The 15,030-nt window shown below is 40.8% G+C and carries 14 protein-coding genes; 8 read left to right on the top strand and 6 right to left on the bottom strand.

Annotated elements, in window-relative coordinates:
- Positions 1-68: 68 nt before the first annotated feature.
- Complete coding sequence (locus KO530_RS11970; RefSeq protein WP_216048672.1) at positions 69-761, top strand: phosphatase PAP2 family protein; 693 nt, start codon at positions 69-71, stop codon at positions 759-761.
- Positions 762-866: 105 nt separating this feature from the next.
- Here the strand turns inward: KO530_RS11970 and KO530_RS11965 are convergent, their stop codons facing one another.
- Together KO530_RS11965 and KO530_RS11960 are read right to left on the bottom strand one after the other, a co-directional pair.
- The gene (locus KO530_RS11965) at positions 867-2,246 is read right to left on the bottom strand and encodes a 5-methyltetrahydrofolate--homocysteine methyltransferase (protein ID WP_216048671.1); all 1,380 of its coding nucleotides are present in this window, start codon (positions 2,244-2,246) and stop codon (positions 867-869) included.
- A 36-nt stretch (positions 2,247-2,282) separates the two neighbouring features.
- Positions 2,283-4,670: a TonB-dependent receptor gene (locus KO530_RS11960; RefSeq protein ID WP_216048670.1), complete on the bottom strand. Its 2,388-nt coding sequence runs from the start codon at positions 4,668-4,670 to the stop codon at positions 2,283-2,285.
- A gap of 211 nt (positions 4,671-4,881) precedes the next feature.
- Here KO530_RS11960 and KO530_RS11955 point away from each other — a divergent pair, with 211 nt between their 5' ends.
- Together KO530_RS11955 and KO530_RS11950 are read left to right on the top strand one after the other, a co-directional pair.
- The gene (locus tag KO530_RS11955; RefSeq protein WP_216048669.1) at positions 4,882-5,379 is read left to right on the top strand and encodes a Fur family transcriptional regulator; all 498 of its coding nucleotides are present in this window, start codon (positions 4,882-4,884) and stop codon (positions 5,377-5,379) included.
- Positions 5,376-5,798, top strand: a complete 423-nt coding sequence (locus tag KO530_RS11950) for a MerC domain-containing protein (protein WP_216048668.1) — start codon at positions 5,376-5,378, stop codon at positions 5,796-5,798. Before KO530_RS11955 ends, KO530_RS11950 begins: the two co-directional genes overlap by 4 nt.
- A 38-nt stretch (positions 5,799-5,836) precedes the next feature.
- Here the strand turns inward: KO530_RS11950 and KO530_RS11945 are convergent, their stop codons facing one another.
- Complete coding sequence (locus KO530_RS11945; protein ID WP_216048667.1) at positions 5,837-6,856, bottom strand: CobW family GTP-binding protein; 1,020 nt, start codon at positions 6,854-6,856, stop codon at positions 5,837-5,839.
- Positions 6,849-8,207, bottom strand: a complete 1,359-nt coding sequence (locus tag KO530_RS11940; protein ID WP_216048666.1) for an alkaline phosphatase PhoX — start codon at positions 8,205-8,207, stop codon at positions 6,849-6,851. Before KO530_RS11940 ends, KO530_RS11945 begins: the two co-directional genes overlap by 8 nt.
- A gap of 307 nt (positions 8,208-8,514) precedes the next feature.
- On the opposite strand from KO530_RS11940, the gene KO530_RS11935 reads away from it, so the two are divergent.
- The 3 genes from KO530_RS11935 to KO530_RS11925 all read left to right on the top strand — a co-directional run bounded on the left by KO530_RS11935 (position 8,515) and on the right by KO530_RS11925 (position 10,262).
- Positions 8,515-9,015, top strand: coding sequence for a ZrgA family zinc uptake protein (locus KO530_RS11935; protein WP_216048665.1), 501 nt, complete (start codon positions 8,515-8,517; stop codon positions 9,013-9,015).
- Positions 9,016-9,120: 105 nt separating this feature from the next.
- Positions 9,121-9,534, top strand: a complete 414-nt coding sequence (locus KO530_RS11930; RefSeq protein ID WP_216048664.1) for a MerC domain-containing protein — start codon at positions 9,121-9,123, stop codon at positions 9,532-9,534.
- Positions 9,535-9,587: 53 nt separating this feature from the next.
- On the top strand, positions 9,588-10,262 hold the full coding sequence (locus KO530_RS11925) for a DUF1826 domain-containing protein (RefSeq protein WP_252729195.1): 675 nt from the start codon (positions 9,588-9,590) through the stop codon (positions 10,260-10,262).
- A gap of 14 nt (positions 10,263-10,276) precedes the next feature.
- Here KO530_RS11925 and KO530_RS11920 read toward each other — a convergent pair whose 3' ends face one another.
- Both KO530_RS11920 and KO530_RS11915 read right to left on the bottom strand, forming a co-directional pair.
- Positions 10,277-10,951: a DUF3299 domain-containing protein gene (locus KO530_RS11920; protein WP_216048663.1), complete on the bottom strand. Its 675-nt coding sequence runs from the start codon at positions 10,949-10,951 to the stop codon at positions 10,277-10,279.
- Between the two features lie 78 nt (positions 10,952-11,029).
- Positions 11,030-11,611, bottom strand: coding sequence for a DUF3299 domain-containing protein (locus KO530_RS11915; RefSeq protein WP_252729193.1), 582 nt, complete (start codon positions 11,609-11,611; stop codon positions 11,030-11,032).
- Between the two features lie 461 nt (positions 11,612-12,072).
- Between KO530_RS11915 and KO530_RS11910 the strand changes: the two genes are divergently transcribed.
- Both KO530_RS11910 and KO530_RS11905 read left to right on the top strand, forming a co-directional pair.
- Positions 12,073-12,534, top strand: a complete 462-nt coding sequence (locus tag KO530_RS11910) for a hypothetical protein (RefSeq protein ID WP_216048662.1) — start codon at positions 12,073-12,075, stop codon at positions 12,532-12,534.
- Between the two features lie 426 nt (positions 12,535-12,960).
- Positions 12,961-15,012 carry a GAF domain-containing hybrid sensor histidine kinase/response regulator gene (locus tag KO530_RS11905; protein ID WP_354667873.1) on the top strand — a complete coding sequence of 684 codons (2,052 nt, stop codon included), beginning with the start codon at positions 12,961-12,963 and terminating at the stop codon, positions 15,010-15,012.
- The last annotated feature ends 18 nt before the right edge of the window (positions 15,013-15,030 follow it).

The raw sequence follows: 15,030 nt of genomic DNA, 5'->3' as shown, positions 1-15,030 counted from the left end.
GCTGGTGAGTTTGTTCATTGCCATCTAATATAGAATGATAAAAATTACGCTATTTAGGGAGACAATTAGTGCTAAAAACAGTGGTAGAAAAACCCTATATTAAGCAGTTTATGTTGCTTTTTTTATTTGCCGTGATTATTTGGGCGTTTTACGAATTAGCTGGGTTTGCGGTGTTAGGTGGTACACCGCAGATAGATCAGAATATTATTCTAGCATTTCGTGATGCTAATGACCTTTCAGACCCCATTGGTCCTAAGTGGGTAGAAGAGATGATGAGGGACATTACTGCCTTAGGTGGGGTAGCAGTGCTAACCAGTTTCACCTTGTTTGTCACTCTTTTCTTACTCATCGAAAATAAACCCAAAATTGCAGCGCTATTAGTGTTAACCATTGTTTCAGGAATGTTGGTTAGCTTTTCATTGAAGTTTGGCATTACTCGCCCTCGCCCAGATTTAGTCCCTCATGGCAGTTATGTGTATACCAGCAGTTTTCCTAGCGGGCATGCCATGCTATCAGCCTTAGTTTATTTTACCTTAGCCGGAATGCTGTCGTATTTGCCGGTGCGCAAACGGGTCAAAACCTACTTCTATGTGATCGCGATTATATTAACCTTATCAATTGGTGTGAGCCGAGTTTACCTAGGCGTGCATTGGCCTACTGATGTAGTCGCGGGTTGGTTGATGGGGGTTGGCTGGGCGCTGTTGACACTAGTGGTAACACGCTTTTTAAGAATGAAAGGACACTTATCATCGAATCAGTAATAGCTCGAACTGTGGATATAATACGAATGATTTTTAGCCAATAAACATAGCCATGGGAGGATCAAAGTCCTCTCCATGGCTAACTAAGTCGACAACAATCAATAACTAGTGATCGTGCGCTTCTTCGGCGATACCCAACCATTCAATACTGGAAGCGGCAAAGCCTAGTTCAATATCACTCACAACTTCGATAGTTTCCAAATCAATTTGCAAAACGTGTTGAGCAATGGGGTCAGATACATACACATAGTTTCCATTTTGTGCCATTGTCATACTGAAATTGATGCCATCAGGCATATCGGCAATATCTTCATCCGAGATATCAAGGCTTTGCTCAAGCTCCCAATGGGTTTCGCCATCATGGTCGTGAGCACTAAGGATATTCAAATAACCTTGGCTGTCCAACACCAAAAACATATCCCCTTCATAGGAAAACCCGTAAGCAACCGGACTGGCATCGCTTTCTGGTTGCCATTCAAGGGCTTCCATTTCACTGTCTGCAGGGGCAATTTTAATTAAAATTGCCTCACCAGCATCGTGGCCTGAAGCGATACCGATAAAAGTATCATTCTCTTCATGACCATAAATAGTGCCGATTCTCAAACCGTCCAACACATCAATATTGGCAATTTTTTCAGCTTCGTATTCATCATCATGTGCGTGCGCGGCCAATATACCGTCACTGCATCCAAACACAGCGTAGCTTTCATTTATAGCGCTGCCATGCAAATCTGGACAAAGTACATCAAGCACCTGCTCTTGTTCATATTCATCATCATGCAAATGATACAAAGCAACTTGGTCAGGTAATATTTTAGCCGCCGAGGTACTTTCTGCGTCATCACGACGCACAGTTGCCAATAAATACTCTCCTTTAGGTTCAACTGCACCATGCATGTTTATATCATAGCTCAGAGTCGGCAGTAGGCTTGTCTCACCACTGATATCGGTATCCGTTGCAACCTGTATAGAAGCTGGTGTATTGGAGTCTGCATCGCCATCAAAGAAAATTGCCATCTGGCCATCATGATTAATAATATGGGTAGGTCGACTGCCAATGATTTGATAGTCACTCATCGCCGGACCTTGTTGGTAATCATGTAAATGCTCGCCATGATCCTCACGCCACATACCGCTATCGATAAAACCGACATAATCATCAGAACGACTAGCAATTACGGCATAACGATAGTCAGCAGAGGAAGTTAGAGTGCTCGACGAATAGGTTAATGAAAACGAATCTAACTCATCCCCATCATCTAAATCGTATATGGCAGCATTGCTATCAGAAGATAACACTGCCAATCGGCCCATTGATTCAATTAGGTATTCGTCATCACTGTGATCATGCTCATCTTCCGTTGAATCATCAACTTCTTCAATCGACTCTTTTTCAATAATGGTCGTTTCTGCATCACCGCAGCCGGTTAACAGTAGCGCGCTGATTGTCGCAGCGAGTAAAGAAAGTTTGCGTGTGGTTGTCATTGTTTATTCCTTATTGTGTGAAAAGTGATTATCGAATTAGAAATTGCCTTTTATGCCCACGGCGAAACTACGTCCTGGGCGAGGGGCGATATCTTTAATAAATGAGGTATGTACTCGCGCTTCGGTATCGGTCAAATTTGTGCCTTTCAGATACACAGTGACGTCTTGATTCGACACAGGTATATCGTAAGCAACACTTGCATCAACCATGGTGTAACCATCGGTAGTGGTTTCATCCGTTGAAACATGGTTTTGGCTTTGATAGCGGGTCACATCTAAGTGGGCAGTTAGGCTGTCATCGACGTAGGCGAATTGCGTGCCGTAACGAAGTGGGGAAGTACGGGGTAAATTGCCACCGTCTTTTAATCGCGCGCGAACAAAGTCAGAGAACACAGTGGCTTTAAACGTATCGGTTGCCTGCCATGCTATTTGCACTTCAAAACCATTTAAGACTACGTCATCGGTTTCAAATATATACACTGGTAACTCGTCAGTATGCTCTTCTTCTTCCGCATCATGATCGTGTTCTTCTTCATCATGGTCATGACTACTTTCAACATAAAGACCGGTATTGGTTTGATAATAGTAATTGTCTACTTGGTTATAAAAAGCATTGAATACGAATGCCACATCACCTTGAGTCTTACGCAGTGTCAAATCAATGTTATTGGCAGTTTCAAGGTCAATGGTTTCACCAGAGAGCCCAATTTCTTCATCGTCTAGCGCAAATAAAGCGCCCACTTCATAGCTATTGGTGCCTATATGTGCGCCAAAAGACAGCAGCTCTGCAGCTGAAGGTGCACGCTCTGAACGTGAAACAGAAAGGCCAATATTATAACCAGGGGTGAAGTCCCAAACTAAACCAGCAGACACACTAACTGGCGTAAACTTATGAGCAACATCGAAAACCCGTGTGGCGGTTTCTTCATCGCCATGATCGTGATCATGTTCATCTTCTTCTTCGTCGTGCCCGTGAGCTTCAAGAACAGGAAGTAAAACGTTATCGGCATCAATGGTGACACGCTCTATTCGAGCACCAAATTGTAATAACACATCTGCGAAGTGTTTTTCTTCCATAACAGCTAATGCAATGGTCTCAGACTTCGAAGGGGGAGTGAAAGCCTCTTCACCGACAGCTGAAACTTCGCTATTTTTATAATGAAAGCTGATACCACCATTCCAATCAACGAATGGGTTATGCATCACGTCTACTTTGAGCTCATGTGTATCATTTTCGAATAAGGTACCCACCTCGCCATTTTCTATCTCGGCATGCTCGTAGTCAGTAAATGCACCTCTAAGGTTAACTTTATTGATCCACTGTGATTGCACATTTAATTCGCCGAGCAATTGCACCCGTGTTTGTTCTAGATCGGCAAACACACTGACGTCACCATCATGTGAATGGCCGGGCACACCGTATTCACGGTTAAATTGCTCAACCGCAACGCCTACATAACCATCATCTAAGAGATAACTCGCGCCTAGAGTGAAACCATTTGATTTTTCAGCGCTGTTTTCCACAACATAATCACCACCCTCTTCTTCTTCATGATCATCTTCTTCGATCTCAGCTTCTACAGGCACTTCGTAATCATTAGATTCATGCCAATAACCATCGGCGTAAAAACCAAACGACTCATACCCTGTGGTGAGATTAAAGCTCGCGAGCTTTTTATCATCAGCGGAATTGCTTTCAAGCAACCATTCACCCTGCGTGGAATTGTCAGTGGGAACACGTCCATCAACCACATTGACGACACCTCCAATTGCACCACTACCGTAAAATAAGGTGGCAGGTCCACGCAGGACTTCAATTTGTTGCGAAGTAGAAGCTTCAGTGGCCACTGAATGGTCAGGACCCACTCTGGATACATCACTTACGTCTAAACCATTTTGTGCAATTAGTACCCGAGGCCCACTCAAGCCTCGAATAATCGGGGTACTGGCAACATTGCCGTGAAAGTTCGATTGAACACCTGGCAGTTTCTCTAAGGTATCACCTAAGGTGGAAGCTTGTTGACGACGCAATGTTTCACCTGAAAGCACGCTTATCGGAGAGGCTGATTCCATCACCGACATATGGATGGGAGTCGCAACTACGTCAATAACCTCAATAGGTGAACGAATTAAAGTTAACGCCAATTCTGTAACTTCATCTGCATTCAAAACGATGTCTTGATGAAGGTGAGCAAAACCGGAAGCTGAGATATGAAATTCATTAACTCCTGCTCTCAAATCGTTAATTACAAAATATCCGTCGCTATCGGTATGGGTTTTGGCGTTTGTTCCTTCAACCTTAACAAGGGCACCAGAAACGGCCTTCCCATCACTATTTTTAACCACCCCTTCGATAGATTGCGCCATGACGCTCGCAGGTATGAGCGCACTAACAAGTGCCACAATTCTCGATATTTTATACATCTCACTCTCCAATGTTATGTTATACTGTTTCAATCAATTCGGTTATGTTATAATGTATCAAAAGCAAAGGCAATCCTATAAATTGGAAAAAATATTAGTGCGGAAATTTGCATAGACAGACGCAAACGAGCGTATTTCAACTAAACCTGCCCTTGTGGCTAATTTAGAAATAACTGTCTCAAACTGCGAAAAGTCGGTAGGGAAAAAGACTATGAAGTCTAGTGAAACAAAAAATTTGATTTCAATAGCTAGGTTAATTTGTGAAGAATCTGGTAGTAAGCTAACGGAAAAACGCCAGCATGTATTAGAAGTGTTATTCCAACTAAACACGCCGGTATCAGCTTACGAATTAACAGATCACTATAACTCTATAATCGGCGCACCGATTACCGCAATGTCGGTTTATCGTATATTGGAATTTTTAGAAGCTGCGAAGCTAGTTCATCGCCTTAATTCGATTAACAAATACATCATTTGTGCCCCTACTTTTGGTCCGTGGAAGCACCAACCTCCACTTTTTTTGATTTGTAAATCTTGTCAGAGCATAAAAAAAATCGAATTGGCGAATGACCTGATTAAAACATTGTCTGAACAAGCGAAAAGTGCTGGCTTTCCGATTTTAGGTTCACAAATTGAACTAAATAGCATTTGCAACGATTGCTCTTCACAGAAGCACAAAAAGAATTCATCTGGGGGTCTATCTATATGACTAAGATTCAACAAATAAGCGATAAAGTAGCGGTGGGGTTATCTCTCCTATGTGTAGTTCACTGTCTTTTTTTCCCTATTTTACTCATTATCATGCCTCCGCTTTCTGGCTTATTTGCCATCAATGACGCGCTATTCCACCGTTGGTTGCTCTTTGCGGTAGTGCCAATTAGTGTCATCGCTTTGATTATGGGTTATTTCCATCATCGCAGCGGAAGAGTCTTTTTGCTCGCTTCATTAGGGCTAACACTATTAATTGTGACAGCACTGCTGGGCCATGACTTACTCGGTAACTATGCTGAAGTTGCTTTAACCGTATTGGGTTCGAGCATTATCGCCTTTGCCCATATAAGAAACTATCAGTTGCAGAGAATGAATAAACAACCAGAACCTCATACATCGGAAGACAAGGCGAATTAATTAAAAAGCAATCAAACAGTGAAACTTAAGATACAGCATTAACTAAAAGTGTTAGAACAAACCGAATTTAAACCTAACGAGGTTTCTAATATTTTGCTAGTTTGCTCGGCGAGTTGCTTATCTTGGGTTAAAAATTCAATGCGCGAATCTTTGGCACTGTCGATTTCGGTGATCCGTAAAACACCGTCACTATAGTTACACCCCAAAGCACCTTGTTGGGTAATAAAAACGGCTTTTAAACGTTCCACGTCTAAGCCGCTTAACGTATCCATAATTTGTTGATAATCGAAGACGACTGAATGGGCACAAATCCAACCACACGAAAAATATCCTTCACCACTATTTTCAACTTTAATTGAGCCTACTTTAGGTGTGTCAAACGAGGGAGTCAAAATAGAATGTGCAGGATGATTATGCTGATGAACGTAGATGTTCTCTACATTTCGAGACCTATTGTGCAGTAGTATAGGGTCAATAATGCCATTGTCAGAATATACAATTGGAGTGGTGGAAACACCAATTTCTGATAAATAACTAGCCAATAAAGATTGAGATTCGTGATCATAAAGATCCGACTTGGTTGCCACTATATAATCAGCAGTCTGTAGTTGCTCTTGGAACGTCTTGTGTGCACGCCAACGCTGATCCAGAATTCGGCGCGCATCGATTAAACCTAGAGTTGCATGTACGTCCAGCACGTCTCGATAATCTGCACAAGTAAGCGTGGCTAACACTTCTTTTGGATGACCGAGGCCCGTAGGCTCAATCAGTAAACGATGTGGTTTGGCTTTGGCCAGCAATACATTCAACGCTATTTTCATCGGCACTCCTGACGTGCAACACATGCAGCCACCAGGTACTTCTTTGATAAATACACCATTTTTTTCAGGACTGGTTAAAAGTGCCCCGTCGACACCCACTTCACCAAATTCATTAACTAACACCGCCCATCGTTGCTCTTTAGGTTTTTGTTTTAGTAAAGACTGAATAAGTGTGGTTTTTCCAACACCTAAAGCGCCTGTTATTATGTTAGTGGGTAGGTATTCGATTTTATGCATTAAGTGACGCCCAAGGACCACTTATAGCCAACGTGGTAGTAGGAGAATATAAATTTACAAATAACACTGAACCATCATCTGAAAAACAAGCTCCAGCGGGCTCGGTCTGCCAACGCACCTTAGCAACGTCGTAGACTTTACCTGAGGGAGTAACCCCTTTTAGATGATTATTAACCGTGTCTGAGTATTGATCTTCACACACAATTAAATGGCCGCTAGGTGCGACTGTTATATTGTCTCCAAAATTAAAAGTGACTTTGTCTAAACTTTCCACAAACAATGTCAAAGTGCCTGTTTGCTGGTCTTGTTTAGGTGAAGGTTTATAACGCATAATTTGTCCAAGCTTTGCCTTGCCGCCACTGGTGCAACAAAAGTACATTTCATCTGTTCCAAAATGAATACCTTCACCGCGAGCAAATAGAGCAGCGCCTTTTGCAAACCCGCGTATCCGTAAATCATCATCTGGGCTATCCACATTATCCAGATCTATCCATTCACAAGCATAAGGTTGATTAACCTGCATGCGCGATTCTTGCCAGTTACGGGTATCAAATTTAGACTCTCCTCGAACTACCAAAGCTTGTAATTGACCTCCCGCTTTTAAATCTCCTTTTTGATTTGGTATATATCGATAGAAAAGACTATCTGGGCGGTCTTCTGTTAAATAAACAATTCCACTTATAGGATCCACACATGCTGCTTCATGATTAAACCTCCCCATGGCTTTTATCGGATCTGGTTTAACCAATTGTCTTGCTTGAGACGGCACTTCAAACACGTAACCATGATTTTTGTTAATTTTAGCAGATGCAGTGGCAACGGATTCTTCACAGGTTAACCAGCTTCCCCAAGGAGTAATACCACCAGAACAATTTCGGATAGTTCCAAGCAACGACATACACTGGTATTCAACTTGGTGTGTTTTAAGGTTGTATACAATATTACTGGTGCCACCTGGCAACGGATTGCCCGATGAATCGGTATCATAAACGGCTGCCGAATCTACGCTTGTACGAGCCTGCCCGGTTGTGCCGTTAGAAGGAGAGAGTTCATGATTGCGAACTAACACTACACGTTCCTCATCCACCATAAAACACCCCATGCCATCGGCACGATCAGGCACAGTTAAGCCGTCATTCATAACCTCGCCCAATTGTGAAATCGCTCGATAACTAAATCCCGGCGGCAAATCAATTATGCCTTTAGGATCTGGAACCAAACCGCCTAGAGAATTGCTACAGCTAGCCACATCAGTTAAATAACGAGTTAACTCACCACCGTGTAAATGAGTAGCAAGACCACCAAATGCCATGGCTACAAAACCTTGATTAAACTGTCTTCGGGTAAGCATAAAAATTCCTATTATATTGGTGAGTATTATTCTGTATTGGGTTTATTCAAACACCAAAATATTGCATAAACATGTACACAACCTTAATTGTGCTAAGTCTAGCTATTGTGCAGCATAAAGTGTGTTTCACTTTGCTGACAGATTGTTATCTCAGCATCAGTCATAATATTTATTGACAAAAAGCCCCGAAGAGCACTAAACAACAAAGCAAAATGTTGATACGTTATACTATATCAATTAATAAAGTGATGTTATATTATCTCAACAATAACCAAACTAACAACCTTTAATCGAGATGGGGGGAGAGATGAAATTATCCATTTTAGGAGTCCTTATACTAGCTAGCTGGGCTTGTAATGTGCAATCTCAACACCATGTCCATGGACAAGGCAGCGTTTTTATTGTTCAGGAAAATGAGCTCTGGCAAGTACAGTTTTTACTACCCGCCTCAGACATATTGGGTTTTGAACATAGCCCTGAAAATAAACATCAGCAGTATTTAGTTGACCAGTTTGAGAAAAAACGAACAGACTTTAACAATCTTGTTCAGTTTGATTCAACGTGTGTTCAGCGTAACGATTCACAAAGCGCTTTGGCATCCACTGGACAGGATGAGAGTCCAACTAAGCAACATCACGATCTAGAATTTATTTACTTACTCGAATGCGAGCAAGCCATATCAGAAATGACTTTTCCGATTCTACAGCAATACCACAATCTAAAAAGTTTACACGTTCAATGGAGCACGCAATTGGGTCAGGGTTCGAAGCTGATAACTGCAAGTGCACCTCAATTGCAATGGCGTTAAACATGAACCTTTTAAAGCCATCCAGCTTAAACTCGAATACATCTATTTTTACTTAGTATTAGAGTTCGATAACAAACACCTTTAAAAATAAAATCAGGTACTAATATGATGTTAAAAAAACTGTTAACTTTTGCTGACCGCTCTGCAATTACAATATCGACTTTATGTGTTGTTCATTGCCTACTGTCACCGATAATTTTAATTGCGCTACCGACTTTGACGAGTTTCGCGATTGTTGATGATGAACACTTTCACATTTGGCTACTTTATGCAGTGGTTCCCATCAGTGTATTTGCCATTGCATTTGGTTATGTGCACCAACGTAGTTTGTCTGTTCTAGTCACAGCATTAATAGGAATAATCATATTAGTCCTTGCAGCTGTGTTTGGACACGATGTTTTCGGTGAAACCGGCGAAGTGATTGCTTCTGTTACTGGCGCAGCGTTAATCGGTTTTGGTCACATTAAGAATTTACGCCTTAGGAGGTCGAATTATCAACCTTACCACGCAACCTCTTAAATGAATTATCAACTCGATTGATTATCCTAAAATAAGTAAAGGTAGAACTTTCTATGTCAACAGCGAGAGCCTTAGAACCAGAACTAATAAATCCCTTAATTCGGCGTTCAGTGTCCTCACAAGACATCAACACTTTGACCGACATTTATGCTCAAGATGTCAACATTGCAATCTGGAAACGGTGTTTATCCGAGGCGGTAATCACAGATGTGGAAAATCTATTAGATACAGCGACATCCTTAAATACATCTGCATTCATCCGAGCTAAAGATATTAAAGGCGATATTTGTGACGGATTAAAATCTACAGAAATTGGCAATGCATTTTTAGACTGTACAACTGAATTAGTAGATATATTCTGCACATTATTTGAACTTGATGAAGTAGGTTTGCGTTTACGTTTAATTGATTCGCCTATGTGCCCTCGCTTTCACGTTGATCGCGTTCCTTGCAGATTAGTAACCACCTTTGCAGGGCCTGGCACTCAATGGTTAGAGCATAACAAGGTAGAAAGGGATAAATTAGGCCATGGTAGTAAAGGCTTAGAGGATGAAGTTTCAGGTCTTTTCCGTCATCAAGCAGATATACAAACCATCGAAACTGGTGATGTTGCCCTTCTCAAAGGTGAAGCATGGATTGGCAATCAGTCAGCGGGAATAGTCCATCGCTCCCCGCCGTATAACGGAGGCCAAAAACGTTTACTTATGACTTTAGATTTTTTACCTTGACTCAACTTAGCAAATTAGTGATTACGAAAATCATCAGGTTGACCGTTAAAAGCGACAATAGAAATGACATTTAGTGTGTATGCTGAAGTTCCCATAGGATCCTCAAATAATCCAATTTTAATTTGCCCCGTCAAGGTATAAGCTCGATTCAGTTCTAAGTGCGCAAAGCCTGCATCTAATCGGGCAAAAATAATCTGGTTTGGTGGTGGTGCGGGGTAATGCAAACAAGCCCCAAAGTATGGAACTAGAAACATGTTCTTCACCGTTTTGTCAGGATGAAAATCGATCGGAACGATGAAACCCGATATAGCGACCATGTGATTTTCGAAAGTATTTACCGTGTTAATCGATTGCAGAGCTGCTTTGTATTCAGGATCCGTCGCAGCTTCGATTGAAAGTAATATTTGCGACTTCATATCAATATTTTTATCTAGTTTATTTGCCTGATACCGGGCAATCACATCCAGTTCATTTTCAGGCAAAAGTGATACCCAATCTAAGGGCATCACCTTAGCTTTTTGGTAATGTTCTTGAAGCAGTTTATTAGATGTGAAATACAGTTGGGGCGTTGTAAAAAATACATTCTTCACGGATGGCCAAGAATCAGCACCCAAACGCCCAACCAATAGTCCCAAACCGGCACAAAACAATATGCTAATTGCAAATTTACGATGTGCAAATACTGACATTTTCAAGACTGTTTTAACTGCGATATCACATACAAGATACTTTAGTTTTCAACCAGAGTTATTTTGGCGATTGAATTATCAGTCATATATTTCAATATTATCCAAGGTCATTGCATAAGCAGATGTCCCTGTTTCGTTGCTATTGGTTTCAATATTAATGACACCTTCAAACCAAAACGCCACATCTAACTGAGTAAGCTTAATTCCCTTACTAAATTTACCGTAAATGATTTGATTTGGTGGCGGTGGCGGCATATGCAAACATGCACCAAAATACGGAACGATGAAAAACTCCACTACACGTTTCTGATCATCAGAGCTCAGAGGAACAATAAACCCAGGAATTCTTATCGATTTTTTGTCGAAACTCTGAATAATACGAGTTGACGTTAACGCTTGTTGAAAGCGTTCTACATTTTCACTCTTTTCGCTCATACCAGATAGAGCTTGAACAGAGTCTAGCTCACTACCGTCTTTTATTTCGTTCAGAAAGTCAGGTGGATCAAGTAATGCGTCGAGATCGCTCTGTGGCATTAACTCTATCCATTCAATTTCATCATAAATCGGATTACTTTCCGCCTGTGCAGAAGTGCATAAGAGTAATATTAATGAAAGGAATCCAATACTGTAGCAACGACCCAAAGCAATTTTTCTGTTCAATTTTTTATCACTCTAAAATTATAGTTAGCAGAATTTACAACCCAAATATAAATTTTGTCATATCGTAATACCAGTTTTCTAAGATAGTGCCTATCAACACCTTAGTTGTAAATTTGGAAGCGTTGCTTTAGCTCAAAAGAACGATAACTAACATAGCCGATGATGTGTTTTAGGGTTTTTATCAAAGACTAGATTACCAACTTGAGGATAAATGATTGGGCGGGATATTTTGTCCAACAGTCTCTGTTGTTGGTCACTTCGTCGATATAACTTGACCGATAAGCGAACATCTTGCTAGTTTATTATTCAACCAGCATGGGAGTACGGGTTGATATTTAGCCAGTTTTTTCCAATACAAACGTTGAAACACTGTCGTTTTTTCTAACTAATAGACAGTCATCGCGTTTTTGCCAGACAAATTATTGTAAAAACCTCACTTAACTAACAATATAGGCATAAAGATGAAAAAATTATCGCTTTTTCTTGGGTACTGTTGCGTACTATTCTCAGCATATAGCTTTAGCTGTCAGTACCACGATTATGGAACAAGTAAGATCCCCCAATTTCCGCCTTTGTCACCAGAATTGCACCCTGTGATGTTGCAGCATTTTAGGCCGCCACAAAACGCGCCGCTGAACGTAACCCTTTCAACTGATAGCCAAGCCTCAGCTAAAGGCGGAGTATTCACTATTAGTTATGATATCCATCCTGATTACCACAATGTGAAAGCAGAAGTGGTAAGCAGTAAAGGCGTTAAATTATTAGATAACTCAACGATGTATTTGACTCGTATTAAAGGGAATCAATCGTTTAAATATCAAGCTCTATCTGATGATACTCAAAAGGTCCGAGTTCGTATTTCTGCTGTGCGCAAAGATATGCCCATCATAGTTGAAAAACGACTCAATCTTTCGTCTACATAGAGTTTAATAACGGCTATTAATAGCTGATTTAAATAAGTAGAAAGATAGTCAACACGCCTAATTGGCGTAATTCCGCCAATCCTGTGAGAAAGCCGCAAAAGTGCCAATTTAATGCCAATAAGTGATGGGTCTTAAATACATCCGTTATTTATTGGCACACCAACACTTACGATTGTTATATTAACCAATTTTATAACTTGTTTTGGAATCCTAGACTCCTCCCCCTTTTTTAAACTGGTTGAAACTTAAAGTGGTCTAAAACCGGACAAAATCCGTTTAGAGTATATTAAAGTTTGAAACTTATTTATCAAAACGGTAGGGTGCAGGAAATCAGGAAAATTGATTTTCAATTCAGCTAAACTCCATAGTGCTAAATGCTCAATTTAAGCCTACTATTGGTTTAAATTTAGAAGGAAACAAATTGCGGTGCATAATCTAAAACAGTTGTATCAAATCACCTCAGATAACAGGCTGTCAGATTCTGAAAAAATGGTTTCCCTGCTGAAAATGGGTGCCGATTATTTTCAGTTGGAACTAGGTATTATCAGTGAAATAAACGATGATATTTATACGGTTCGATATGCGATTTCCCCAGATAACTCACTCCTTGAGGGTACCACTTTCAATGTAGCTGAAACTTATTGTTTGCACACTTTAGCAACCAATCAAGCACTGTCATTCTATCATGCAGGAAAAAGCCGTATTGCTCAGCACCCTTGTTATACAAATTTTGGTTTGGAAAGTTATATAGGTGCACCTTTGATAGTGGAAGGCAGACGTTTCGGTACCATTAATTTTTCAGCAAGCGCACCTCGCTCAAAACCTTTTAGCGACGAAGAACATGACTTTATCGAATTACTTTCACATTGGATAGGGAATGAAATTGCTCGTCATGAGAAGATCGAATTGTTACAAGCACAGCAAAAAGCCATGGCGCGTCAACAAGATATCTTAGAGCAAATGGGCCAAGTAGCAAATGTCGGCGCGTGGGAACTGGATTTAGCAAGCGAAAAACTTTTTTGGTCTACAGAAACGAAAAAAATTCATGAAGTAGACGATGGTTTTGAACCAACTATTGAATCCGGATTAGATTTTTATAAACCTGGTGAAAATCAGCGACGAATAACTTCTTTGCTCAACGGCATCGTAGAAAAGGGTGGCCACTTTTCTGGCGAGTTTGAGATTATTACCCAAAGAGGCACTGAAAAATGGGTAGCAGTAAAGGGTAAAGCAGAGTTAGATAATGGCAAATGCGTAAGATTAGTCGGCGCTTTTCAAGATATTACTGCGCAAGTTAACAATAGGGTTGAATTGGAAAGTAGGCATAAAGAACTCTCACTAGCACTTGAAGCTCGTAGTTTATTTTTAGCCAATATGAGCCACGAAATTCGCACACCGATTAATGGTGTTCTAGGCATGTTACAAATATTGGAGAGCTCTCCGCTTAACTCTCAACAACAACGATTTCTAGGATTGGCCAAGGATAGCGCAACCTCTTTACTGGGGATTATCAGTGATATTTTGGATTTCACCAAGATTGACTCAGATAAGTTAACCCTCGAAGAAGTGCCAATAGATCTCAATCAATTGCTCAATAATTGCGTCGAAATCTTTAATCCACGGGCGCAAGACAAATCCATCAAGTTAGTAAGAAAGTTTGAATTAACCGATAAAGTTTTTGCCGTATCTGACCCGACGCGATTACGTCAAATTTGCTCTAATTTGCTCTCGAATGCTATAAAATTTACTCATCAAGGGCAGGTTGATATAACGACCCAAATAACACGGAAAGACAACAATCGCGCTATGTTGACGATTCTTGTGGAAGACTCAGGTGTGGGTATAAATGAAGAACAGTTAGCGCAATTGTTCTCACCTTTTAATCAAGCGGATGCATCAACCACGCGTAAGTTTGGGGGGACGGGTTTAGGGCTTTCTATTACCCGAAAATTATGTCAACTAATGGGAGGGGACGTTAGCGTAGAAAGCACCCCTGATGCAGGTAGCAAATTCAAAGCAAGCATTAACCTTGGGATAGTTGAAGCCAGTGAATTAACCTCAACCACTTCTGCTGTTCAGACCACAGAAATGGATCTAAGCCACTTACGAATACTCATCGTTGAAGACAACGAAATTAATCAAGTGGTGATCGGCGAAATGTTAAAACAACGACACATCGTTTTCGACATTGTGAAAGATGGTATCGAAGCACTTGCTATTCTCAAACATGGCATCAAATTTGGGCACGAGTATTCAATCATTTTAATGGATTGTCAGATGCCCAATATGGATGGCTACCAAGCCACACAGCATATTCGACAACTACCAGCACCGGTTAATTCAATTCCAATCATTGCGCTTACTGCTAACGCAATGTCTGATGAACGTGAAAAGTGTTTTGCATCTGGAATGAATGAATATTTATCCAAACCAATAGAGCAGGCAAAGCTGTTTAGCATGATAGAAAAGTTTGCTTAACGATGTAAAAAGTTAATG

Origin of the sequence: Aliiglaciecola lipolytica, from assembly GCF_018860635.1 — a bacterium.
In the GTDB taxonomy this organism is placed as follows: domain Bacteria; phylum Pseudomonadota; class Gammaproteobacteria; order Enterobacterales; family Alteromonadaceae; genus Aliiglaciecola; species Aliiglaciecola lipolytica_A.
The sequence above is the reverse complement of the archived record's forward strand: the minus strand, read 5'-3'. Positions and strand labels throughout refer to the sequence as shown.